Origin of the sequence: Secundilactobacillus mixtipabuli (assembly GCF_002217925.1) — a bacterium.
Lineage (GTDB): Bacteria > Bacillota > Bacilli > Lactobacillales > Lactobacillaceae > Secundilactobacillus > Secundilactobacillus mixtipabuli.
Window position 1 is genome coordinate 1 of record NZ_BCMF01000008.1, and the last position, 24,291, is coordinate 24,291.

Here is a 24,291-nt window from a genome sequence, read left to right on the forward strand (position 1 = left end):
AAAATTTAGAGTAAGAGTACTTTATACCTTGCACATCAAAACTAAAAAAGTCCTAATCACAAAATAGTGATTAGAACTAATTTAAGAAATTTACCAACAACAGTTGTCAAAGAGCCATAATTTGAACCCAAAAAGGGCATCATCCGCGATTACTGATGATGCCCTTTTGGGTTATTTAATTCAATTATTCAACCGTAACGCTCTTAGCTAAATTACGAGGCTTATCAACATCTAAGCCCTTATTAAGACTAGTATAATAAGCAATCAGTTGAGTTGGCACAACACTTAACAGCGGTGTCATGAGCTCATCAACGTCTGGCAAAATAATGTCATCGCCAGGCTTAGCTAAACTCTCAGAAACGATTGTCAGGATATGAGCACCCCGGGCCATCGTTTCCTGCAAGTTTGAACGGGTCAAACCAGCTGTTTTTTCCTGAGTAATCAAGCCAATAACTGGTGTCCCCTTTTCAATCAGTGCAATGGTTCCGTGTTTCAGTTCACCAGACGCAAACCCTTCAGCCTGTACATAGGAAATTTCCTTCAGCTTCAAAGCGGCTTCGAGTGAAACGCTCCAGTCAATCCCACGGCCGATGTAAAAGGCGTTTGGTGTGTTTAAGAATGATGACTTTGCTAAGTCTTCAATTTTCTTCTTTTCGTCAACAATGGCTTGAATGCCAGTGGCAACTAACCCTAATTGATGACGCACATCAAACCGCTGTGCCACGATTTGATTATCTGCTTCTCCCAACGCCTTAGCTAAGATGGCTTCAATGGCGATTTGTGCTGTATAGGCCTTAGTAGAGGCTACGGCAATTTCGGGACCGGCATGCAGTAACAAGGTGTAAGTTGCTTCACGTGACAAGGTCGAGTTCTGTACGTTAGTGATGGTTAAGCTCTCATAACCACCCGCATTGACGTTGACCAGCACTTCGCGTGAATCAGCCGTTTCACCACTTTGTGAGAGGAAGATAAAGAACGGCTTCTTGGACAAAATTGGCTGCTCATAGGCAAATTCTGACGAAATATGCACTTCTGTTGGTGTCTGCGTCATGTTTTCAAATAGCCGCTTACCGACCAGCCCAGCGTGATAACTTGTACCAGCACCTACGATATAGATTCGATCGGCTTGTTTCATAGAGTTCAATAACTTGTCACTGATGACAGGTTCGCCGGTTTCGGAAAGGTAGACTTGAGCAAGCCGGCGCATAACGTTTGGCTGCTCGTCAATTTCCTTCAGCATATAGAAGGGATAGGTCCCCTTATCCGTTTCATTTGCATCCATATCGACATGGAAAGTCTTTCGTTCAACTGGTTCGCCGTTTTGGTTTTCAATTTTAACTTCGTTAGGCTTAATGGTAACAACCTCACCATCCATTAATTCCAAGAAGTCGTGTGTCTCACGTAACATTGCTAAGGCGTCAGAACAAACCACGTTAAAACCATCACCAACACCAATTAACAATGGACTCTTGTTTTTAGCAACGTACAACGTCTCTGGATCTTCACGATCCATCAGCAGAAACGCGTATGAAGAGCCCTTCAGTAAGCTCAGTGCTTTAACAAAGGCATCATGTGCATTCAAGCCTTTATCGACGGCTAATTTATCAACCAGCTGAACCATGACTTCTGTATCGGTTTGACTTGTAAATGGCACATCACTCAAATAATCACTCTTAAGTTCTTGGAAGTTATCAATGACACCGTTATGAACCAGGTAGAACCGATTGTCTTGAGAAACCTGTGGATGTGCGTTAGCAACGCTCACAACACCATGAGTAGCCCAGCGCGTATGACCAATACCAGTTGAACCGTGAACATCAGGACCCACTTCACGACGTAAGTCAGCGATCCGGCCCTTTTCTTTCACGAGATAATCTTGACCATTTTGGTCGTTTACATAAATACCAGCTGAATCGTAACCACGATATTCAAGCTTTTGTAGACCATCAAGTAAGATTTTTACTGCATTATCACTGCCTGTAACACCGACAATTCCACACATAAGATTTCATCCTCTAATTTTCATGATATTTTAATTGGTATAGACTCAATAATATTCAATGTATCTATAGACATGTATACTTTACAGTCTTTTAAATTCATTGTCAATAATAACGTAAAAAGTGGTATAGATTGAAAATGCGCGTTATTTAAGCGAATTGCAAAGAAAACGGTTTTCAAACACAATTGTTTGAAAACCGTCTTTTTGTTTCATAGAACTACTCAATACCGACTTCACTTTTCACAACTTCGACGATTCGATTAACATAGCCATCCACAGCTTCTTGTGTCGGGGCTTCTGCCATAACACGTAATAGTGGTTCTGTCCCACTAGGACGGACTAATACTCGGCCGTCACCAGACATTTCTTTTTCAACTGTGTCAATAATACCTTTAATGGCTGGATTGTTTAATGCTGCTTTCTTATCAGCCACTTTTACGTTAACCAATTGTTGTGGGTAATCTTGAACATCGGCCGCTAATTCAGAAAGTTTCTTACCGGTTTCCTTCATAATGTGAAGTAATTGCAAACTGGTCAACATACCATCACCAGTGGTATTAAAGTCCAGGAAGACAATGTGACCTGATTGTTCGCCACCAAGGTTGTAACCATTTGCAAGCATTTCTTCGACTACGTAACGGTCACCGACCTTAGTTTTCACACTGGTCATACCGTGTGCTTCCATCGCTTTATACATCCCAAGGTTACTCATCACGGTCGTCACAATCGTGTCTTTCTTAAGCCGGCCATGTTCTGACATGTATTTCCCACAAATATACATGATCTTGTCACCATTAACGATGTTACCCGCTTCATCAACAGCGATGCAGCGATCACCGTCGCCATCAAACGCCAGACCAATGGAAACCCCTTTTTCAACCACAAACTTCTGCAGCTGTTCAGGATGCGTTGACCCAACCTGATCATTAATATTCAGGCCATTAGGGGTAGTCGCAATGGTATCAAACTCTGCGCCTAAATCCGCATAAAGTCTAGAAATCAAGTTGCTAGTAGCACCGTTAGCTGAATCAACAGCAATGTGCATACCAGTTAAATCATCATCGATAGTCTGCTCCAAAAATTGAATGTACTTTTGGCTGCCTTCTTGATAATCTTCGACGGTACCTAATCCCTTAGCTGCAGGTCTTGGTAAGGTATCTTTTTGTTCAAGTAACTTTTCAATCTCATCTTCCAAACTATCTGAGAGTTTATAACCGTCTGCCCCAAAGAACTTAATCCCATTATCTTCAACGGGATTGTGTGAAGCGGTCAGCATCACACCAGCATCCGCGCCTTGAGTACGAACAAGGTAGGCAACAGCCGGTGTCGTTATCACCCCTAAACGCAAAACTTCAATGCCGACTGACAACAGTCCAGCTACGATAGCTTCTTCCAACATTTGACCCGAAATTCGAGTATCGCGGGCAACCAGCACTTGTGGCTGTTCACGCTCAGTTGCATGCTCAGTTAAGACATAACCGCCTGCTCGACCAAGTCGAAAAGCCAGTTCAGGGGTCAACTCCTGATTTGCAATACCACGTACACCATCAGTTCCAAAATACTTCATGTTTAATTTTCCTCATTTCCAGAATATCATTTAGATTCAGTGGTAATAGTCACTTTAACACTACCAGGTTCCGTTCCCGTCACCTTATTTGCCTCTGCATCTAAACTAATTGTTTTTGTTTTTTGATTTTTAACATCGCTAACATCGACATCAGCACTAAACTCAGAAATCGCTTTTAAGTCCGACGCAGAACCAAATACCTGGACGGTCTTGGTACTGCTTTGAAAACTATATTCCTGATTACTATTAGCGTTCTTAGCCTTAAATTTCAACGGTACCTTTTTGGAGTTGCCTTTAGCAGTAATCGGTAAATTAACTTGCGTGGTAGCAGGCGTCAAAATGACGTTTACCGTTTGCCCATTCCGATCAAGTGCCTCGATGACTGCCTCGGTGTTAACGGACTTTTTAGTATCCTGAGCTAAGTTGAGCTGCGCGACCACTTTAGTGATCCGGTCAATCTCGCCTTCTGCACCAGTGGCTTTAACGTTAGTCACATCGCTCGTGGGACTGCCCGCAATGTAATTGGCTGCAATTCGTGATTTATCATACTGAACGCTGACCGGGAAGGAAACCGTTTGACGAGGTTGAATGTTCACTTTAATACTTGCAGGACTGATCTGATAATTAATATCTCGATTCAACCCATCCTGTTTTAACTTAACGGTATGCTCGCCAGCTTTAAGCCCCGTTAAATTAGCAAACACCCGAAAGTTTTGCGTGTTGGCTGTAGCAGTGACCAAAGCGGCCGGTCCCCGTAAGTGAACTTTCACCTTTTCTGGGTAACCCGTCACAAAATACTTATCAGAATCCACGTTCAATCGCAATTGAACCGAAACCGTCTTTTGTTCAGTAGCGGTCAAAGTTGTCGAATTCGTACCCGTTGTACTCCCAGTTTGCTGAGTTGACAGGCTTTTAGAACTATTGACATACAAAAACAAGCACACTGCTAAGAATAGAGAAATTAGCCGGTAAGTCCAACGACTATCAAATATTTTCTTCATTACCGATTACCTCCTCTAAAGAACTGGATAATGGCATCAATTAACCAGTTCAGCGGATTTTTCGGTTGTTCAGGTTCTTGATCCTTGATTAATTCGTTGTTTAAGAACTTCAAATAATCGTTTTGATCCATGTTACGAAGCAGTTCGTTGTTCTGGGTAATCGAAACTTCACCCGTTTCCTCAGAAATAACGATGGTCAACGCATCCGTTACTTCGGAAATACCAACCGCAGCACGGTGCCGGGTACCTAATTCTTTAGGAATTAAATTACTATCTGACAGTGGCAAATAGGCCGCAGCCACAGCCACCTTATTATCCCGAATAATCACAGCACCATCATGCAATGGGGTATTTGGAATAAAGATGTTGATCAGTAATTCACCCGTCACCTTTGCATCTAGTTCAATTCCTGTTTCGATATAGTCTTCCAGTCCCGTATCCATTTGAATCGTCATCAACGCACCAATTCGGCGTTTAGACATGTACTGAATGGCTTTATCCAGAGCAGCAATCATCTGTTTCTCTGCTTCATTCACCTGCCGATTACGGACAAACACCGATCCTCGACCGAGGTGTTCCAACCCGCGTCGAATCTCTGGTTGGAAAATAATAATCATGGCAATGACACCCCAGTTGATCACTTGGTCCATTAACCATGAAACCGTCTCAAAGCCAACGTATACCGCGATGATCTTGACTAAAACAATCACGATGATACCACGTAAAAGTTGAACGGCTTTGGTTCCTCGCAGCAGCATAATCAGTTCGTAAAAAACAAACCAGACGACGAGAATATCGAGGAGGTTTACGATGTTATGCCACGTCAAAAAGCTACTCCAATCAAGATTCATTTGATTATTTCCCTCCAAAAATCTATTCAGATAACATTATAGCACGCCACTCCCGATTTTTTGGCTTCCCCGTCACATTTATAGGGGGTATTCAAATAGAAAAGCAAAATTTTGGTAAACCCTTTGAAAAATCATGCGACTACTCAAGTAATCTGTTATTATTTGAGTAGTGATATTTTGAACAGGGAGATGATCTCTTGGCGGGTCACGCACGCTGGCAAATCCGGATTTTCGTAGTGCTGTGGCTGTTATTTTTGTGGCAGTTCGCGCATGAGCCTTTTACATTTTTAATTTTAAATACTTTTTTGGGTTATCTACCCATCGAAATTAGTTTTCATCTGAACAAGGAACGCCCCAAAAGTGGGCTCGTGTTTTGGCTAATCGTTCTTTTATGGCTAGTCTTTTATCCTAATGCACCCTACCTGCTGACGGACCTGTTCCATCTTTCACTGCTTGATCCGTATGGTGCTAATGGGCTGTTGATATTGAACCTGCACGTCTGGATCTACTTTACCTACTTACTGATCAGCGTTTTATTCTGCGTTATTCTTGGCTTCTGGAGCTTGAATTACGTTGCTGGCATCATCACCCAGCGCTATTTGAAGGGTAACTCCTGGTTACAGACCGTTCTTGTCTTATTGCTCACTTTTCTATCATCCGTGGGCATTTATGTCGGCCGCTTTATGCGGATTCATACGGTTTACCTCTTCATTTCTCCAGAACTGATCTCAGAGCGCCTGTTACATATGTGGACGCCTACGATGCTGATGTTTGTTGGTCTAATGACCTTGATTCAGCTGATTGCCTACTGGTTAGTCTACTTGGCTTACCATAGCCAAATGGCAAATGAACAGGTCAATAACTCTATTCAACCAGTCAAAGACGACTCCGATCATCATGATCAGCAAAACTAACTTTAATTCGTAAAAAGATGCTGCTAACAGTTAATCGACTGTTAGCAGCATCTTTTTTAAATAAAGTCATCAATTAAACTTAATCAACTTCATCGCTGGCAGCCATCATTAATACATTTTCCGAATAGTTAATGTATTGCCGTAACCGCCCAGACATTTGCCAAGTGATGTTACCAGACTCCAGTAATGACTGAACCCCCGTTCGTTCAGCACCAATTGCAATCACTCGAAGTTGATTGAGCTGCTTAGCGTAAACAGCTCGTGAAACGCGTTGGTCTTTTCGCGCGCGCTCGATTCGATTACGATAGAAGACAACTAAGTGATAAATCGCTTGTTTATCCAACGACTGAGGATCCACCTCGTCATTCGCCAGATATTTAGATAATGCTTTGATTGCTGACTTAGCACTTTCACGGTCAATGAGTTCCCATTCATTATCAGAAAACTTATCCTGTGAGCGATGAATGGCCGTTTTAATCCAGTGAATCGTCCGATGAAATGTAGCGGACCAGCTTCGGACAAGTACAAAATTCAAATGGTTATTAGGGTGATTGACCCGCTGCAAAGTGCGACTAACCGCTCGGCTCGCAGATTGATAGGCCTGCGACGAAATCTGTTGATGAGCATACAATCGGTCTAAAGCAGATTGCTCACCCTTTAAACCAATGTGCCGCAAAACGATTTCATCATTCATCACCTGCTGACGTTCGGCGTCATCTCGCGTCGTCAGTTCTAGCCGTCGGATAATAAATTGATAATCAAGGATCAAATCATAAGCTGCCCGCTGATTTTCAATTCGCCGGTGTTCTTCGATAGCATTGATTGCCAAACGCATAATGTAGATTCGAGCCTCAGCCTCGCTCATTAAATGACGCTGATCTTGCTGTTCATCATCAGTATCGTCATCCAGCGCCTCATCCGTTTCATCACTAAAACTAGCACGGGTAAGCAAAGGGACGGGATTATCGGGCGCAACCAACGGTAAAGTGACGACTGCCGCCACTAAACTGATGATAATGACTCCTGCAGCAACAAACAAAACCAATGACCGCTGCGGAAAGGCCTGCCCGGACGCCGTCAATAATGGCAGCGAAAGGACACCCGCCATGGTGACTGCTCCCCGAACACCAGATAAACCCGCTAACAAGGCAACCCGAAAACTGGGTCTTCTTGGTTTGCTGATTCCTTGATAAAGATAGATCCAGACGATCCTAATCAGTAACAAAATCACCCAGGCGCCAAAGGAATAGGCAACTGCCTGAAAGGTATTGAAGTGAACATCGTGAATAATTTTGGACGTTGCAATCGGTAACTCATCGCCCAAAATAAGGAACACGATCCCATTGAGTAGGTAAACAATAATGTCCCACGTTTTTTCACTGACGAGTTTTAATTCCGGTAAATCTTCAACTAAACGGCTCTCCTGAGCATGAGAAACTGCACCCGCGGTAACCACTGCAATCACCCCGGAAGCATGGAACGCTTCTTCAGCAATGACGTAAATCACAAATGGGGTCATAATCTGCAAAACCGTGTTAAACACAACATCGTTAATGCCCTGCCGCCTCAAAAAATCACGAATAAACTCGATCAGCCACATGAGGACAAATCCGGCTAGTAAGCCAACAACACTAATATAGAGAAAGTCGCCAACAGCATGGGTAAACGAAAAAACACCCGTAACAGTTGCTGCCACAGCGTATTTGAAGGCAATCAAACCGGACGCATCATTGATTAAACTTTCGCCACTGACCAAGTGCAAAATCCGATCTGGTAATTTCACTCGTTTAGAAATCGACTGTACAGCGACCGGATCCGTTGGTGATAAAATAGCGGCTAACGCAAAACTCACCGTCAATGATAACCTGGGAATCATCAAGTAAATCAGATACCCGCCAACAATCGTGGTTAAAAATACCAGCAAAATGGAATTTGCAAAGATTGGCCCACGTAACTGCCAAAGTTCCCGCTTAGGAAACCGCCGACCATCATTGAACAATAACGGCGCAATAAACAGCAGTAAAAACCAATCGGTGTCCAGTGGGATTTTCATTTCCCAAAATAACGCGATCACTAGCCCCAATGCGATCTGAATTAAACTAACCGGAATAAAAGTTAGGTAGTGGCTGATGACGTTTGAAATTAAAACTAAGACCACTAATAATATAACTGCTTCAACTATCAGCAACTAGATAACTCCCTTCGTTAATCAGAAGCGGGCTCTTCACCAATGATCCGAACTTCGGTTTCTAAATGAACACCCGCTTTAGCTAAAACCGTCTCCTGAACGTGGTGAATCACCGCCAAATAATCCGACGCCGTGGCATGGTCAACGTTCACAATAAAGCCAGCATGCTTAGTTGAAACCTGCGCGCCACCAAATTGATAACCTTGAAGCCCAGCATCGTGGATCAGTTTCCCAGCAAAATAACCTGTAGGCCGTTTGAAGACACTGCCACATGATGGCAGCTCTAACGGCTGTTTTGCAGCTCTTCGGGCGTTTAGATCGTCCATCTTAGCCTGAATCTTCACAGGATCTCCCGGTTGTAAGTTGAAGGTCGCTGTAATCACAATATCGCCTTCGTCTTGAACCCGGCTGTGGCGGTACCCAAAGTCCAGATTATCGCGGTGAATCGTCTTCAGTTCCGCATCAGGTGTTAACACTGTTACCTCATTGGCGACCATACTGATTTCACCGCCATAGGCACCCGCATTCATAAAGATGGCCCCACCGACGCTGCCAGGAATGCCAGCTGCAAACTCTAGACCACTTAAACTGGCCCGCTGTGCAACTTTTGTGACTTCAATCAAAGAGGCGCCTGCCTCAGCAGTGATTGTATGATCCTTGACTTCAACGTGAGCCATATCGGTTAAAATCATGACTAAGCCACGAATGCCGCCATCTTTAACAATCAAATTACTAGCATTACCGATGACGGTGACGGGTAAGTTTTGTTCGTTAGCGTAGCGTACTAAACTCTGAACCTCACCAAGGCTTTGTGGAAAAGCCAAAAAATCTGCCTTTCCGCCTGTTTTAGTATTCGTATACTTTGAAAGTGGTTCGTTTTGCATCAACTTCACCTTTGGAAAAGTTGCAATGATGTCTACCGTCATGATTAAGTTCCTTTCACTAATCAAATATTTCGTAAGATTGCATACTCATATAATACCATGACTGCAGACCCAAGCAAAAGGTTAACCGAAGAGGCGCATTCTTAGAATTTGATGCCTTGGCCCACTTAAAAATGATAAACTAAGGGTGAATCATTTCATCAAGAAAGGATGTTTCTGTCTTGAAATTTATTAGCTGGAATGTTAACGGTCTTCGTGCCGCTGTTAAACACGATTTTATGACCACTTTTAATGAATTAGATGCCGATTTTTTCTGCGTTCAGGAGACTAAAATGCAACCCGATCAGCTGACGCTGGAATTGCCAGGTTACCATCAATACTTTAACTCTGCTGAGCGAAAAGGTTACTCTGGCACTGCAATTTTTACCAAGCATCAGCCCTTAAACGTTACTTATGATATTGGCACCGATGAGTTTGACCATGAGGGGCGCGTCATTACGCTGGAATATACAGACTTCTTTTTAGTCACCTGCTACACACCCAATTCCGGAACGGGTCTGAAACGACTTGATTTTCGAATGGGTTGGGAAAAAGCGTTTCAAGCTTATATTGACCAGCTCAACGAAAAGAAACCCGTCATCTTGTGCGGTGATTTAAACGTTGCACATGAAGAAATTGATATTAAAAACCCTAAAACGAATCATAAAAATGCCGGTTTTACTGACCAGGAACGGGAAGCCTTCACGCACTTCCTTGCCCGTGGCTACACCGACACATTCCGGTACTTCTATCCGGACGCCACTGAACGCTACTCTTGGTGGAGCTATCGGTTCAGCGCCCGTGATCGTAATGCGGGTTGGCGCATCGACTATTTCGTTACCAGCAACGCCTTACAACCAAAACTAGCATCAGCCGATATCAAGGATAAAATTTTCGGTTCTGACCACTGCCCAATTGTCTTGACAACCACCGGCCTTCACGTATAATTTGTATGACTTGAAAGGAGGGGCCGACTTGAACTTTGTAGCAATGGACTTCGAAACTGCCAACAGCAAGCGATATTCTGCTTGTTCTTTGGCACTGACAATCGTTCGTAACAATCAAGTAGCAGATGAATTTTACACGTTGATCAAACCTGACACCGATTTTTTCTGGCGGAATACCCAAATTCACGGTATCCACGAATCTGATGTTTCTGATGCGCCAGATTTTCCGGCCATTTGGCCACATATTCAATCGCTGTTTACGCCAGAACAACTCGTGATTGCCCACAATGCCCAATTTGATAATGGTGTCCTGCGACAAACATTGAACCACTACGGCATGACTTCACCCGCCTATCTCACGCTTGATACGGTAAAGACCAGTCGGCAATTTCTACCAATGCTAGGCGACCATAAGCTAAACACGGTCGCTGACGCGCTAGGAATATCTCTAGAACACCATCATAACGCACTGGATGATAGCTTAGCCTGTGCCAATATTTTACTGGCCGAAGCGAATACTTTTGGTCAAGAGGCCATCAAACCGTTTATCAAAATGGCTTAATGATTTTGAAATTAAAAAAAAGAGGCTGTGCCATAAGTCTATATCGACAAATATTTCAATCAATTTTTTAATTAAAAATCGTTAGGATTATCTTTTAGTTCGATACTTCAATATAGCCTAATCGTGCGTCAAAACTCAGATTCCGGCCATTTAACGCAAAATAGGCCTACCCCGACAAAATTCGCCGGGATAGGCCTATTTTACGTTAAATTCTGGAATCTACCGAGTTTTGCCACACACTCATGTTTTTTGCTATTTAACGGCCACTTGCATTTCATACGCTTCAACAAGTTGACCAACTGAGTCCGTTACCTGCGACACTTCAGTAACTTGAAAGCCAATATTTTGATAGAGCTTGACGGCCCGCTGATTACGCTTCTGAACCGTGAGGGTAATGATCCGATAACGGCTGTTTAGCGCAGCCCAGTCAAGCCCGCTCAGCATAAGTTCCCTGCCGATTCCCTGTGCCCAATGGTTTTTGAGTACGGCAACGCCAATCTCTCCGACTTGCTCATCATCAGTGGGTAAGACGGTCGAGAGACCAACTAGCTCATTGCCTCGTTGCACAACCAGTAACAACTGGAAATTTGAATCGCTGATCTGTTTGATCTGCCGACTCTCAGTAGCAGAGTCAACTTCATCACTCGTGTCTTCAAACGTCGTTGATTCCGCTTTGAGCTTTGTCAACAAGGTTAATAGCGCATGGGCATCCGTTGAAACAGCTTTCCGAATCGTCAACTCAGCTTCATTTGCCATCATGCTACTCCTGTAATTTCTCAACGATGGTTTCGAATCGCTGACCATGAGGATCAAAAATCAACTCACGCTGATTTTCACCCTTTTCATCCAACCGCTTAAAAGCAATCCTGAGATAGTCGGCTGGCAGTTCATCAGCCACAAACTGCGACCACTCTACGACACTGACACCATCTCCATTGAAGTATTCGTCTAATCCCAGTTCGTCACCACTGCCATCCTCCAGACGATAAACATCCATATGATACAGCGGAATCCGGCCATCCTGATACTCCCGAATAATGGTAAAGGTTGGGCTCTTCACATTACGTTTAATACCTAATCCAGCTGCCAACCCTTTAGTGAAAGTGGTCTTGCCGGCACCGAGATCGCCATCCAGTAAAATAATATCTTTCGGTGCTAGCAATGGCGCCATTTTTTGACCAATCGCCATCGTTTCTTCTGGTGTTGAAACATTCATTGTAACTGTCATAATAACCCCTTAACTCAAAAGAAGCTGGGGCAACGATGCTGCCGACAGCTCCAAAGATTTTGTAATCAATTTTAGTTTAAACAGCCTGAGCTGCAGTAATGATGGAAACTTTGTAGACGTCTTCCTCGTTGCATCCGCGTGATAAATCAGATACGGGTGCGTTCATCCCTTGCAGCAGCGGTCCAATGGCTTCATAACCACCTAACCGTTGCGCAATCTTGTAACCGATATTGCCGGCTTCAAGTTCTGGGAAGATAAAGACGTTGGCATGACCAGCCACATTTGAACCTGGTGCTTTGCTGGCTGCAACTTCTGGGACAATTGCGGCATCAAATTGAAGTTCACCATCGATTGGAACATCTGGGGCTTGCTCTTGAGCCAACTTAGTTGCTTCTTGAACTTTAGTCACTTGGTCAGCTTTAGCCGAACCCTTCGAAGAGAAGCTAAGCATAGCGACTTTAGGATCAATGTCATACTTCTTAGCTGTTTGAGCACTTTCAACCGCAACTTCAGCCATCCCAGCAGCATCCAAATCAATGTTAATGGCACAGTCAGCGAACAATAACCGTTGTTCACCCTTCAGCAGGATGAAGTAACCGCTGATCCGCTTAACACCCGGCTTGGTCTTAATGATTTGCAAGGCTGGACGAATGGTATCACCAGTTGGGTGAATGGCACCGGAAACCATGGCATCTGCTTCACCAAGGTAAACCATCATCGTGCCCCAGTAGTTAGGATCTTCAAGCATCTTGGCTGCTTGTTCTGGTGTATTCTTGCTCTTACGACGTTCAACCAAGGCATCTAGCATCTTCTTCTTTTCATCAGCAGATGCCTTTGCTGGATCTGCCAGTTTAACACCGGTCAGATCAAATCCTTTTCCGCTGGCAGTTGCTTTGATTTTATCAATGTCGCCAAGCAAAACCGGCTGCAGCAATTTCTCTGAAGCTAGTCGGCTGGCTGCACCAATGATTCTAATGTCCTCGCCTTCAGGTAAGACAACTGTCTTATTTAAGCCACTAATCTTTTGCTTTAAACTTTCGAAAAGTTCCACAATACAGACCTCCAGATTTTGAAATTCCGACTAGTCAATTCTCTCTTGACGCCTCTTGCTGTGGTGTTGATTCCTCAGCAGTAACGTGCTCAGGCAACTGCCAGTCAATTGGTGTTTCTCCTAATGACTCTAATGCGATGTTGGTTTTTGAAAATGGTTTGGAACCAAAGAAGCCCCGGTTAGCTGACAAAGGACTCGGATGAGCCGATTGAATCACGATATTTGACTTCGTATCAATCAAACTGATCTTGCTTTGCGCTGCTCTGCCCCATAGGATGAAAACTACGGGCGTTGGCCTTTCTGATAGCTTATGAATAGCGGCATCCGTTAATTGTTCCCAGCCCTTACCCTTATGGGAAAAGGCTTGGCCATTGCGGACGGTCAAAACTGAATTCAATAAGAGCACACCCTGTTTTGCCCACTTTTCAAGATAGCCATGATTAACGGGTTTAATGCCTAAATCAGACTGCAATTCCTTATAAATATTTCGAAGGCTCGGCGGAATCTGAACCCCTGGCAAAACTGAAAAGCTTAGCCCATGGGCTTGATTAGGCTCATGATAGGGATCCTGTCCCAAGATAACGACTTTGACCTTTGAAAATGGCGTCCATTCGAATGCCTCAAAAATATGAAACATATCGGGATGGATGTTTTGTGTCTGATACTCATGAACGAGAAAAGCGTGCAAATTTTGGTAGTAGGCCTTCTTAAACTCCGGTTCTAAAACCGGCCACCAATCATTATGAATAAACGGTTTCATTCCCAACACCTCAACGTTCATTCTATCATAGATTTTCACGAATTATTAGTGATAACCACGAAAAGTCGTTCATTTGTATGCGGCGCCAGTCACCAATAATAAATTTAATTCACCTTTCAAACAAAACCTGCTTTTGATTCGCTAAAACTTTAAAATAGCCGGTTGCTAACGCTCAACTTAACGACTATCCATGTTAGAATAAAAGGTAAGTAATATCGTTGTAAATTTACGGTAAAAATGAAGGAGGGTCTCCATGCGCGCACTGTATATTCGACAAGACAGTTTGTCTGCAAAGGGGGCCAGTGTTGTCCGAGACGCGGATAAACGGTCCATTTACTTGTTAATCGGTAAATGGGGCCGTCACCAAGACGCACTTTCACTGTATCAGATTAGTGGCGACCTACTGGCTGAACTTCGTCAAACTTCGTTGGGTTTACTTCCCCATTTTGATATCTACTACCAGGGCAATAAGGTCGGCGCCATTTCTAAACACCTTGGCTTCTTTAACGAAATGATTTATATCAATAACCTCCACTGGATTATTGTTGGTAACTTTGTCAGTGGCAATTATAAAATTTATCATGGTACCACAACGATCATGACTTCACGCAGCGATGGTGACCTTCGCGAAATGCAAATTATTTCTCAAAGTCTAGAACCGATCTGCGTTTGCATAGCGGCCACCCTAGACCATTGGGCTAGTGGCCACAGTCAACTCAAGAATCCTGCACAGGCTTGGCACGCTTCCCTGAAACGTCAGCTTGGCTTACGTGGGAGCCGCGCTTGGCACTATGCTAATAATCAAGCCTGGCACCGGGTACTGCACTAATTATTTTGAAGATTTCAAAAAGGCCGCTAATCAGCAGATACTGATTAGCGACCTTTTTAATTGTGCTTATTAATAATGTTTCATCACTCGAGCAATCTGACGGTCTTGTTCACGTCGTTTGAGCGTCTCACGCTTATCGTACTCGTGTTTCCCTTTTGCAACGCCAAGTAAAACCTTCGCCACACCGTTTTTAATGTAAATTCGCAGTGGAACGATCGTAATCCCTTTATCTTGAGTTTCGCCTTGCAGTTTGGCAATCTCTTTCTTATGCAAAAGCAGCTTTCGATTACGCAACGGATCGTGGTTAAATCGATTTCCTTGAGTATACTCACTAATGTGAATGTTCATTAACCATGCTTCACCATTACGAACCTGAGCAAAACCATCCGTCAAATTAACCCGCTTAGCTCGAATTGATTTGATTTCAGTTCCAGTTAAGACAAGACCAGCTTCATAGGTATTGAGGATGCTATAATCATGCCGAGCTTTTTTATTTTGCGCCATGACATTTTTGTCAGTTGGTGTTTTTTTCTTTGCCAACAGTCCTCACCTCACTTTTAAATATTAATGACTTGGTTTGTGGTTTTGACGGTTACCAGACTGTGTCTGATTCCGCGTATGATGGACATTCTTGTTGCGGCCGTTATTCTGATTATTACGGTTACCGCCATTTTGAGGCCGACGATGATCGTTTGGACGACCATTGCGTTGATTACGGTTACCCGCATATGAACGATGTTCCCGTTTAGGCAACAAGTCGGATACGGGGGCGGCTGAAGGATCAACTAACGCAAAATCAATCTGACTTTGTTCCTTATCCACGTTGACGACCTTAACCTTCACGGGTTGACCAATGCGGTATGTCCGGTGCGTTTTTCGACCGACCAATGCCAAATATTTTTCAACGTATTCATAGTAATCATCCGTTAAACGGCTAATATGGATGAGACCCTCAACCGTGTTTGGTAATTCAATGAACATCCCAAACTTCATAACGGAGCTAACCGTTGCGTCAAATTCTTCACCAATGTGATCGGCCATGTATTCGGCCTTCTTCATTGAATCAGTATCCCGCTCTGCATCGATTGAACGACGCTCCATTTCTGAAGAATGCACACCAATTTCTTCGAGTAAATCAGCATAGCGCTCCTTACTCTTTGCATTAATGCCGTTTTCTTCATAAAAATGAATTAACCGGTGAACCATGGTATCCGGGTAACGTCGAATTGGTGAAGTAAAGTGGGTATAGTACTTGGCTGCTAACCCAAAGTGACCAAGCGACTGGTCCGTGTACTTCGCCTGTTTCAGGCTTCTCAGCATCATAACGGAAACAACCGCTTCTTCAGGCTTACCGGCAACTGATTTCAAAACATTCTGAAGCATCTTTGGCTGCAAGTGATCTGGATCACCCTTAACGTTGATACCAAAGGCCGTTAAGAATTCGAAGAAGCTCTTGACCCGTTCGCCATCTGGCGTTTCATGAACCCGGTAAATGAATGGTGCTTTAGCTTTGTTATAGTGTTCAGCAACCGTTTCGTTGGCAGCCAGCATGAATGATTCAATCATCTTTTCGGCTAAGCCACGAACCCGAAGCTTAATGTCGATTGCGTGACCCGTTTCATCCACAATGATTTCTGCTTCGTGATCATCAAAATCAATGGCACCGCGACGCTTACGTTGTTTATATAAAATTTTATGCAGTTCGCCCATCGTCTCAAACATTGGCACTAACCGTGCGTAACGTTCGCGAGTAGCGTCGTCATGAGCTTCAAGAATCTTGTTAACATCCGTATAGGTCATCCGTGCCGTTGACTTCATCACACTTGGATGAATACGGTGGCTAACAACATGACCTTCCGGATCAATTTCCATTTCACAGCTCATACATAACCGTAAAACGCCCTCATTTAAGGAACAAATGCCGTTTGATAAACGACGGGGCAGCATTGGAATCACACGGTCGGTCAGATAGACACTGGTTCCGCGCTTGTAGGCTTCCTGATCCAGCAATGACCCTTCCTTGACATAATGAGACACATCAGCAATGTGCACACCAAGGTGATAGTTACCATTATCCATCTTCCAAACAGTAACGGCATCATCCAAGTCTTTTGACGACTCGCCATCGATCGTAACCAGGTCCTGATCAGTAATATCTTCACGGCCAGCCAGTTCTGCTTCCGTCACGTGATCTGGAATAGCATCAGCTTCCTGTAAAACATCCTCAGGAAATTCTGATGGAATATCATGAGCGTACACGATTTGTAAGATATCGATCCCGGGATCGTCAACACTACCGATAACCTTCTTAGCAATCCCAACCATTGCTAATGGATGATCAGCGTTGGGATACTCGGTAATTTCGGCCGTCACGACTTCACCTGGAGTTGGCTTGAGTCCAGTATCGACCACGTAAAACTTGTACCGCGACAACTTTTTATCAGTCAAGCGAACCTGGCCATAATAGCCCATATCATCATCCGTTTGCGTAAAGGCACCCACCACGTGTGTGTAATGGTGGACGTCGATCCCTGTGACCTTGCCTTCAGGACCCCGGTCAGAGTGCGGATCAGCTGCCCGGACAATTTCCATATCCACTTCGTCGCCGTTTAATGCAAGCATGGTGTTGTCAGGTGCAATGTAGGCATCTGGCAATTCATCATCGTAGGCCACGAAGCCAAAGCCCTTATCATTAGCATGGAAGACACCGTTAAGTGTTCTCGCTTTTTCGTTTAATTGAAATTCACCTTCGCTGGTAACCGCGGCAATTTCTTCACGTTCCAAACGTGCGAATTCCTGCACGATCAGCTTAAATGCAGCTGAGCCGTGATAGCCAAGGGCGTCAGAAACATCTTCTACCCGGAACTTCTTAGTTGGATTTGCTCGGAGCAGATCCGTAATTTGTTGCTTTAAATTGTTTTCTTCCAAAATTTATTCCTCATTAATTCTTGATTTATTGTGATTAGTTAAAAATCCGTTTTAAGTATGCTGTTAAATCCTGTTCAAGTTGATGATGGGCACTATTCACGGTAAGCACATGACCCGCGTCCTCGTAGTAATGAAAGCTAACCGGACTATTGATCAGAGCATCCCGAAGTGCGAACACTTTTTGGGCGTCGATCAGTTCATCTTGACCGCCTTGAGCAACAAAAGTTGGCTGCTCAATCTTACCAAGTTTGCTAGCAACCTGCCCAGCAAACTGGTTAATTTGATCAAGCTGCGCCGGTAAATGAGTCATCAGCCAATCCAATCGTTGCTGCTCCGTGGTGCTATCAACTTTCATATAGTGATAGGTTGCCTTCGCCAGCTTAACGAATTCTGGATTCAAATTATTTTTCTGTGACGTAAAGATTGGTGAACTGAAGGAACCTCCGCCAAGCAAACTGGCATCATCTTCCAAAGCGCGCATGGCAAAAATTCCGCCTAACGAGAGGCCAAACACGCAAATCTGTTTGTATTGTTCGTCTCTTAAAAATTGGATTGCCTGCTGTGTGTCCTGCCACCATGCATCGGGAGAACCCTTAGTCAAAATATCGGTTGGTTCACCAGTCCCATGACCAGTAAACATGGGTCCAAGTATCGTGTAACCCTGCCTTTGAAGGTAACGGCCAAGCATCCGAACATCGTTAGAGTTACTGGCATAGGCATGCAATAGGACGATTGCTTGCGGACCGCCTTCGAAAAAGAAAGGCTTCGGTAACTGAATCATCATTTATTCACCTCCGGTCAGTGGCAGAAAAGTCAAAAATCCCCCTGTGTTCATCACAGGAGGATCTAGTGCTAGTGTGAGGATAGATAGGCTAATGCTAACGCCAGCGCAAAGAAGATAACTCCCAAAACTACAGTTGCTTTTTGCATAAATGCTTCAAAGCCACGTGCCTTCTGATGGGAAAATAAATCTGTACCGCCACCACTTAAGGCAGACATGGCGTCATCTTGTTTTGCAGGTTGCATTAACACAGCGATTATAATAAGAACACTGTCGATCATCAGTAATGTTAACAGTAAATTATACAAGAAATTGCCTCCTAGTTACTACTTTGTCTCCGACAATACCTCTATACAATTTATCATAAAAACAGATAGATTACTAGCCTAAGGCACAAATTGTGGTACTGACGGACACCGTACACCTTTACTCACCCGTTAATTGTTTCATTTTTTGTCTGATGTTTGAAAGCTTTTTTTGTGGCACGTTTAAGAGTAACGTATCTCCCAACCGGATGACCGTATCGCCATGTGGCACAATCACTCGTTCGCCGCGTTTTATTTCTACCAGCAGGGCCCCGTCTGGCCAGTCTACTTCACGAATCTGTTTACCATCCATAATGGCATTCTCAAACACCGGAAATTCTAATTGGGTCACTGGTTGTGATTGACCTTGATGCTCCTTCTGAAGCGATTTTTCAAGCATTGCCGCATAGACTGGAGTGCCACCTAATACATCTACCGTTAAATAAGCCAACAGAGAAACCACTGCCAGCGGCATGAGATGATGAAGGGTCCCCACCATTTCAGTAATCAACAGGATCGCCGTAAAGGGAGCTTTACTGATTCCAGCAAAATAACCAGCCATTGCAGTGATCGTAAAGATAGGGACTAAAGCTGGGCTTGCCAGATGAACCGTCACTAATATCTGGCCAAACAGTGCGCCCAAAACGGCTCCCAGGGTGAGAATCGGCAAGAAAATACCGCCGGGCAATCCCGTCCCATAAGCCATCATGGAATAAACAAACCGCACCACAAAAACAATCAATAACAGCCAAATTCCCGGTGCTTGACCGCCAATCGAGATAATCAACTGGTTACCGCCACCTAGAATTTGGGGTAAAAATAACCCAACTGGAATCAGCAATACGAAGGCAATCAGACTGTTGTATTGATCAGGTAGCCATTTGAATTTATGATACCAGGAATCAACCCGCAAAACGACAATTTGATATAACCGGCCAAATAGGCCCAATAACACACCTAGTAAAATAAGCCAGCCATACTGACCGAGTGGCAAAACATGCACATAATTTATATGTAAAACAGGCGTTAAGCCAAAAAAGAAAGTTGAAACAAAATCAGCTGCAATGGCGCTAGCCAACGCGGTGATCCAAACCATCGTTGAAAAATTATGGTAAACTTCCTCCAAAACAAAGAGCGAACTCGCAATTGGCGCATTGAAGGCTGCAGACAGACCAGCAGACGCACCGCTTGCTATCAAAATTCGCCGTTTATTGCCAGAAATCTTTCGACTAGCAGCAAATCCCTGCCCAACAGTTGCACCTAATTGAATCGAGGGCCCTTCACGACCTAGAAACAGACCACTGCCAATTGCCAGTACACCGCCAGCAAATTTCTTCCACAGTACTGGCCACCACTTATATTCAACTTCACCCATTAACTGGCCCTCAACTTGTGGGATACCCGAACCCTTAATTTCTGGTGTTGTGCCTAACCACCGGCCAATGATAAAGGTTAACACGACACTAATGATGAGCCAAACACCTAGTAGCCAGAGATTATGATTGGCCTGTCGGAAGAACCACTGGACCAATAATAGGCCATGGCTAATCAGCAGGCGAAAGATGCTCACAATTACCCCGGCGATCAACCCAATGAAAATTCCTTGTGCCACCGCATTAATTCGAGAAAAATCGATTTTTTTTCGTTGTTTATCGTTCATCATAAGCCCCTCACATTTTCGTTCGGCTATTATTTTATCATATGTACGTAAAAGCCTGACGCAAAATCAGGCTTTTACTCTTAAATGTTCAAATCTTTCGCAGCGGTGTTAAACCATTAACGTCTGGCTTTGTGATGAAGATGGTGTTTTGTAATTTGATGCTGATGTCGATAATGACGCTGCTTGACTTTGCTATTTTTCTTGGTTTGTTTATGATGCTTTTTAGTTTTGCTGTTTTTTTTAGCTTGTTTATGATGCTTCTTTGGTTTACTGTGTTTTTGCTTCGCCTTATGATGCTTATTTGATTCCTTTTTGACCTGTAAAGATTGTTGTTCCAATAATTTAGCATACCGATTCATCAGATCTTTCAGTTTTCTCACTAAATTTTCTAGCTCCTGTGACTGAGTATCCTCAATATGAATTGGATTGCTACCCACTCCTGGATTTGGCTGAGGTGCTGGTTGGGGATAAGGTTGCGGTTGTGGCTTAACTTCTGGCTCTGGTTGAGGTTCTGGCTTAGCTTCCGGTTCTGGTTGTGGTTCGGGTTGTGGTTCGGGCTTAGGTTCCGGTTTAACTTCTGGTTCTGGTTGTGGTTGTGGTTCCGGTTGCGGCTCTGGTTTAGGCTCCGGGTTGGGTTTATCCACTGTCTTTTTCTCAACTTTAAAATGGACGGTCCCTTGCCCGTTTTCATCGTAAGTAACTTGACGTGATCGGATCTGATACCCCGTTTCAGTGACCCGATCAGAAAGCTGCGCAAGTTCATTAGTTGCCTGATCATACGAAACAGTCAGATTTGTATCCAAGCCCTGATTACTTAGCGTTTGACCTTCTTCAGTTTCATACGAAATTTGATAGTTAATCTGATTTCGATGAATCATGGTTTGAATTGGTGCCATGTTTCGCTTGATGACAACCGCTTTATTCTCCCCTAAACTATAATCGGTTTTGAGCACGTCACTTAAAACCGGTTGGCATAAGCCATCCACAGTTCCCGTTGAGTAAACATATTCGGTAAATTGCTTTGAACTTCTTGTTGCATCAGGGTTTTCCAAAACGTACCTTAATTTAGGCCTTTCGGTATCCGCACGTATCATTAAACCAGCCTTAAACGTGTCCACCCCCTTAGGAATGATAATGGGGGCAATCCGTATACCAGCCATAGTGGTATTGGTGTAATCTGGATAAAAAGATGAGATATCATACGTTCTCAATTTACTATCACTAAACCCTGTCACACCTTTTACAGATTTTGTAACTGAAACTGTTTTTGACTCTGTTGGCAAATTTCTCCAGTCCGAACCAGCGTCCCTTACCTTCCTGGTCACATCATACGTTAATACATAGGATGAAAATTCAGGATCTGGCGTACTAGCCGCTGCCTGCACGCTAGTGACCCCCATCCCAATGACCATTGAAATTCCCAGTAATAATCGACTAAACTTCATGATTAAATCAGACTCCTCTCTCGTAATGCCATTAACTACGCAAAGCCAGTCAATTAATGCTGGGAAAATAAAAAAGGCCTCTAATGATGACAATCATCATTAGAGGCCTTCGTCATAACGTAGGACTAATAGTCCTCAGTCACGCTTACTTGTTTTGGATAGCTTCGCGAGCTTGTTCGCTCAAGTTGTAGAATGAGTGAACACCCTTGTATTCTGAAACTTCGCCAAGTTGATCTTCGATACGCATCAATTGGTTGTACTTAGCGATCCGTTCGCCACGACTCATTGAACCAGTCTTGATTTGACCAGCGTTCAATGCAACAACTAAGTCAGCAATTGTTGTGTCTTCAGTTTCACCTGAACGGTGTGAAATGATAGCAGTGTAACCTGCTTCTTTAGCCATTTCAACGGCTTCAACAGTTTCAGTTAAAGTACCGATTTGGTTAAGCTTGATTAAGATTGAGTTAGCAACGCCCATCTTGATACCCTTTGCAAGGTAGTCAGTGTTAGTAACGAATAAGTCATCACCAACGATTTGGACCTTCTTGCCTAAGCGAGAAGTAGCCATTTGCCAGTCTTCCCATTCGTTTTCGTCCAATGGGTCTTCGATTGAAACAACTGGGTACTTGTCAACGATGCTTTCAAGCAAGCTAACAAATTCTTCAGCAGTGTATGACTTACCGTCACCCTTAAGGTCGTAAGTCTTAGTTTCAGTGTTGTAGAATTCTGATGAGGCACAGTCAAAGGCGATTGCGACGTCCTTGCCAGGCTTGTAGCCAGCCTTCTTGATAGCTTCAACTAAGATTTCGAATGGTTCTTCGTTGTTCTTCAAGTCAGGTGCAAAACCACCTTCATCACCAACGGCAGTAGAGTATCCACGGTCGTTTAAGATTGACTTCAAGGCGTGGAAAGTTTCAGCACCCATCCGGATAGCTTCTTTAACAGTTGGTGCACCAACAGGCATGATCATGAATTCTTGGAAATCAACCTTGTTGTTAGCATGCTTCCCACCGTTGATAACGTTCATCATTGGAGTAGGAAGTACATGAGCGTTGAAGCCGCCTAAGTAGTTGTATAGCGGAACTTCAAGTTCATCAGCAGCAGCACGGGCAGCAGCTAATGAAACACCTAAAATGGCGTTTGCGCCAAGCTTACCCTTGTTAGGAGTACCATCTAACTTGATCATAGCTTTGTCGATTGAAATTTGGTCAGTTACATCGTAACCAACGATTTCTTTAGCAATGATGTTGTTAACGTTGTCGACAGCTTTAGTAACACCCTTGCCACCGAAACGGCTCTTGTCACCATCACGTAATTCAACGGCTTCATGTTCACCAGTAGATGCACCTGAAGGTACGATTCCACGGCCAACTGCACCGGCTTCTGTGTAGACTTCAACTTCAACAGTTGGGTTACCACGTGAGTCTAAGACTTCGCGTGCGTAAATATCAGAAATAATTGACATTGTATTCTCTCCTTATGAATGTTTAACCTAGCGGGAAACAGTTTCCCCGCAGTCTATTTTATTAGTTTACCTTTGAACTTGCAATTACTATTTGTAGTTTATTTTTGGTAGTGTACCAATTGTAGAAAAGTTTCCGGATCAAGGCTCGCGCCACCGGCTAAAACACCGTCAATATTTTGCTTAGCCATAATCTGAGAAATGTTGTCTGGGTTGACACTACCGCCATATAGGACACGCATTTCGTTGGCAACGTCATCACCGTACAAATCAGCGATGGTCTGACGAATCAGATAGCAGCCCTCTTCAGCTTGATCCGCTGAGGCCGACTTACCACTGCCAATTGCCCAACTTGGTTCATAAGCAATGACCAACTGACGCGCCAAAGTATCACTAACACCCTTTAAGGCACCTGTGACCTGACTAACGACCCAGTGAATCTTTTCACCGGCTTCCAGTCGGCCCATCGTTTCATCACAGCACAAAATCGGTGTCATATGGTTGCGATAAACCGCATGAACTTTTCGGTTGATGACATCATCCGTTTCGTTAAAATAACTTCGCCGCTCAGAGTGGCCAACGATGACGTATGGAATGCCCATCTCCGCCAAGGCTTGTGGCGATGTCTCACCGGTAAAGGCCCCAGCATCCTCATAGTAACAGTTCTCAGCACCAATTCTTAATCGGTCAGCACCGTTAGCTTCAATCATCGTTTCCAATAAAATAGCAGGTGCTGCAATCGCCGTTTCAACTTGATCCGGTTCAGGCAACTGATCTGAAACAATTTGCATAAACGAGCGAGCATCATTGACAGACTTATTCATCTTCCAATTACCCGCAATAAGTGGTATTCGCACAGTAAACGCTCCTTTTGTTCAGTCATTTAA

The 24,291-nt window shown here is 43.9% G+C and carries 22 protein-coding genes; 4 read left to right on the forward strand and 18 right to left on the reverse strand.

The genetic code is table 11. The features are described 5' to 3' along the window. Positions 1-184: 184 nt before the first annotated feature. The 4 genes from glmS to cdaA all read right to left on the reverse strand — a co-directional run bounded on the left by glmS (position 185) and on the right by cdaA (position 5,421). Complete coding sequence (glmS, locus tag IWT5_RS08520) at positions 185-2,002, reverse strand: glutamine--fructose-6-phosphate transaminase (isomerizing) (RefSeq protein WP_089109539.1); 1,818 nt, start codon at positions 2,000-2,002, stop codon at positions 185-187. Positions 2,003-2,219: 217 nt separating this feature from the next. Continuing rightward, complete coding sequence (gene glmM / locus IWT5_RS08525) at positions 2,220-3,569, reverse strand: phosphoglucosamine mutase (protein ID WP_089109540.1); 1,350 nt, start codon at positions 3,567-3,569, stop codon at positions 2,220-2,222. A gap of 26 nt (positions 3,570-3,595) precedes the next feature. After that, on the reverse strand, positions 3,596-4,570 hold the full coding sequence (locus tag IWT5_RS08530) for a CdaR family protein (protein WP_089109541.1): 975 nt from the start codon (positions 4,568-4,570) through the stop codon (positions 3,596-3,598). Then, complete coding sequence (gene cdaA / locus IWT5_RS08535) at positions 4,570-5,421, reverse strand: diadenylate cyclase CdaA (RefSeq protein WP_089109542.1); 852 nt, start codon at positions 5,419-5,421, stop codon at positions 4,570-4,572. Before cdaA ends, IWT5_RS08530 begins: the two co-directional genes overlap by 1 nt. 197 nt (positions 5,422-5,618) lie before the next feature. Between cdaA and IWT5_RS08540 the strand changes: the two genes are divergently transcribed. Then, on the forward strand, positions 5,619-6,335 hold the full coding sequence (locus IWT5_RS08540; RefSeq protein ID WP_089109543.1) for a DUF1361 domain-containing protein: 717 nt from the start codon (positions 5,619-5,621) through the stop codon (positions 6,333-6,335). Positions 6,336-6,414: 79 nt separating this feature from the next. Here IWT5_RS08540 and IWT5_RS08545 read toward each other — a convergent pair whose 3' ends face one another. Both IWT5_RS08545 and murB read right to left on the reverse strand, forming a co-directional pair. Then, positions 6,415-8,523: a cation:proton antiporter gene (locus IWT5_RS08545; protein ID WP_089109544.1), complete on the reverse strand. Its 2,109-nt coding sequence runs from the start codon at positions 8,521-8,523 to the stop codon at positions 6,415-6,417. A 17-nt stretch (positions 8,524-8,540) separates the two neighbouring features. Further along, entirely contained in the window at positions 8,541-9,449 is a 909-nt protein-coding gene (gene murB / locus IWT5_RS08550; protein WP_089109545.1) for a UDP-N-acetylmuramate dehydrogenase, read from the reverse strand. A gap of 179 nt (positions 9,450-9,628) precedes the next feature. On the opposite strand from murB, the gene IWT5_RS08555 reads away from it, so the two are divergent. After that, positions 9,629-10,393, forward strand: coding sequence for an exodeoxyribonuclease III (locus tag IWT5_RS08555; protein WP_089109546.1), 765 nt, complete (start codon positions 9,629-9,631; stop codon positions 10,391-10,393). Between the two features lie 28 nt (positions 10,394-10,421). Beyond that, positions 10,422-10,955, forward strand: coding sequence for a 3'-5' exonuclease (locus tag IWT5_RS08560; protein ID WP_089109547.1), 534 nt, complete (start codon positions 10,422-10,424; stop codon positions 10,953-10,955). A gap of 252 nt (positions 10,956-11,207) precedes the next feature. Here IWT5_RS08560 and IWT5_RS08565 read toward each other — a convergent pair whose 3' ends face one another. From IWT5_RS08565 to IWT5_RS08580, 4 genes are all read right to left on the reverse strand, one after another. Continuing rightward, positions 11,208-11,711 carry a GNAT family N-acetyltransferase gene (locus IWT5_RS08565; protein WP_159459312.1) on the reverse strand — a complete coding sequence of 168 codons (504 nt, stop codon included), beginning with the start codon at positions 11,709-11,711 and terminating at the stop codon, positions 11,208-11,210. Positions 11,712-11,715: 4 nt separating this feature from the next. Continuing rightward, on the reverse strand, positions 11,716-12,183 hold the full coding sequence (gene tsaE, locus IWT5_RS08570; protein ID WP_089109549.1) for a tRNA (adenosine(37)-N6)-threonylcarbamoyltransferase complex ATPase subunit type 1 TsaE: 468 nt from the start codon (positions 12,181-12,183) through the stop codon (positions 11,716-11,718). Between the two features lie 76 nt (positions 12,184-12,259). Beyond that, complete coding sequence (pta, locus tag IWT5_RS08575; RefSeq protein WP_089109550.1) at positions 12,260-13,234, reverse strand: phosphate acetyltransferase; 975 nt, start codon at positions 13,232-13,234, stop codon at positions 12,260-12,262. 34 nt (positions 13,235-13,268) lie between these two features. Next, complete coding sequence (locus IWT5_RS08580) at positions 13,269-13,994, reverse strand: uracil-DNA glycosylase (RefSeq protein WP_089109551.1); 726 nt, start codon at positions 13,992-13,994, stop codon at positions 13,269-13,271. 253 nt (positions 13,995-14,247) lie between these two features. On the opposite strand from IWT5_RS08580, the gene IWT5_RS08585 reads away from it, so the two are divergent. Next, positions 14,248-14,823 (forward strand): LURP-one-related/scramblase family protein, encoded by a 576-nt coding sequence (locus tag IWT5_RS08585; RefSeq protein ID WP_089109552.1) that lies wholly within the window; start codon positions 14,248-14,250, stop codon positions 14,821-14,823. Between the two features lie 69 nt (positions 14,824-14,892). Here the strand turns inward: IWT5_RS08585 and smpB are convergent, their stop codons facing one another. The 8 genes from smpB to tpiA form a co-directional block, all read right to left on the reverse strand. Further along, positions 14,893-15,363 (reverse strand): SsrA-binding protein SmpB, encoded by a 471-nt coding sequence (smpB, locus tag IWT5_RS08590; RefSeq protein WP_089109553.1) that lies wholly within the window; start codon positions 15,361-15,363, stop codon positions 14,893-14,895. A gap of 24 nt (positions 15,364-15,387) precedes the next feature. Then, entirely contained in the window at positions 15,388-17,751 is a 2,364-nt protein-coding gene (gene rnr, locus IWT5_RS08595; protein ID WP_089109554.1) for a ribonuclease R, read from the reverse strand. A 34-nt stretch (positions 17,752-17,785) separates the two neighbouring features. Continuing rightward, entirely contained in the window at positions 17,786-18,535 is a 750-nt protein-coding gene (locus IWT5_RS08600; RefSeq protein ID WP_089109555.1) for an alpha/beta hydrolase, read from the reverse strand. A 68-nt stretch (positions 18,536-18,603) separates the two neighbouring features. Next, positions 18,604-18,840 (reverse strand): preprotein translocase subunit SecG, encoded by a 237-nt coding sequence (gene secG / locus IWT5_RS08605; RefSeq protein WP_089088157.1) that lies wholly within the window; start codon positions 18,838-18,840, stop codon positions 18,604-18,606. 118 nt (positions 18,841-18,958) lie between these two features. Continuing rightward, positions 18,959-20,497, reverse strand: a complete 1,539-nt coding sequence (locus tag IWT5_RS08610) for a ClC family H(+)/Cl(-) exchange transporter (protein WP_089109556.1) — start codon at positions 20,495-20,497, stop codon at positions 18,959-18,961. Positions 20,498-20,613: 116 nt separating this feature from the next. Beyond that, the gene (locus IWT5_RS12315; RefSeq protein ID WP_143443095.1) at positions 20,614-21,942 is read right to left on the reverse strand and encodes a hypothetical protein; all 1,329 of its coding nucleotides are present in this window, start codon (positions 21,940-21,942) and stop codon (positions 20,614-20,616) included. 145 nt (positions 21,943-22,087) lie between these two features. After that, positions 22,088-23,407 (reverse strand): phosphopyruvate hydratase, encoded by a 1,320-nt coding sequence (eno, locus tag IWT5_RS08620; protein ID WP_089109557.1) that lies wholly within the window; start codon positions 23,405-23,407, stop codon positions 22,088-22,090. A 98-nt stretch (positions 23,408-23,505) separates the two neighbouring features. After that, on the reverse strand, positions 23,506-24,261 hold the full coding sequence (gene tpiA, locus IWT5_RS08625) for a triose-phosphate isomerase (protein ID WP_089109558.1): 756 nt from the start codon (positions 24,259-24,261) through the stop codon (positions 23,506-23,508). Positions 24,262-24,291: the final 30 nt, after the last annotated feature.

Bases quoted from the DNA above. Each gene is read 5' to 3' on its own strand.
- glmS (WP_089109539.1), bottom strand. From the start codon at position 2,002: ATGTGTGGAATTGTCGGTGTTACAGGCAGTGATAATGCAGTAAAAATC.
- murB (WP_089109545.1), bottom strand. From the start codon at position 9,449: ATGACGGTAGACATCATTGCAACTTTTCCAAAGGTGAAGTTGATGCAA.
- tsaE (WP_089109549.1), bottom strand. From the start codon at position 12,183: ATGACAGTTACAATGAATGTTTCAACACCAGAAGAAACGATGGCGATT.
- eno (WP_089109557.1), bottom strand. From the start codon at position 23,407: ATGTCAATTATTTCTGATATTTACGCACGCGAAGTCTTAGACTCACGT.
- IWT5_RS08585 (WP_089109552.1), top strand. From the start codon at position 14,248: ATGCGCGCACTGTATATTCGACAAGACAGTTTGTCTGCAAAGGGGGCC.
- IWT5_RS08610 (WP_089109556.1), bottom strand. From the start codon at position 20,497: ATGAACGATAAACAACGAAAAAAAATCGATTTTTCTCGAATTAATGCG.
- IWT5_RS08600 (WP_089109555.1), bottom strand. From the start codon at position 18,535: ATGATGATTCAGTTACCGAAGCCTTTCTTTTTCGAAGGCGGTCCGCAA.
- IWT5_RS08530 (WP_089109541.1), bottom strand. From the start codon at position 4,570: ATGAAGAAAATATTTGATAGTCGTTGGACTTACCGGCTAATTTCTCTA.
- cdaA (WP_089109542.1), bottom strand. From the start codon at position 5,421: ATGAATCTTGATTGGAGTAGCTTTTTGACGTGGCATAACATCGTAAAC.
- IWT5_RS08580 (WP_089109551.1), bottom strand. From the start codon at position 13,994: ATGAAACCGTTTATTCATAATGATTGGTGGCCGGTTTTAGAACCGGAG.
- IWT5_RS08565 (WP_159459312.1), bottom strand. From the start codon at position 11,711: ATGGCAAATGAAGCTGAGTTGACGATTCGGAAAGCTGTTTCAACGGAT.
- IWT5_RS12315 (WP_143443095.1), bottom strand. From the start codon at position 21,942: ATGAAGTTTAGTCGATTATTACTGGGAATTTCAATGGTCATTGGGATG.
- glmM (WP_089109540.1), bottom strand. From the start codon at position 3,569: ATGAAGTATTTTGGAACTGATGGTGTACGTGGTATTGCAAATCAGGAG.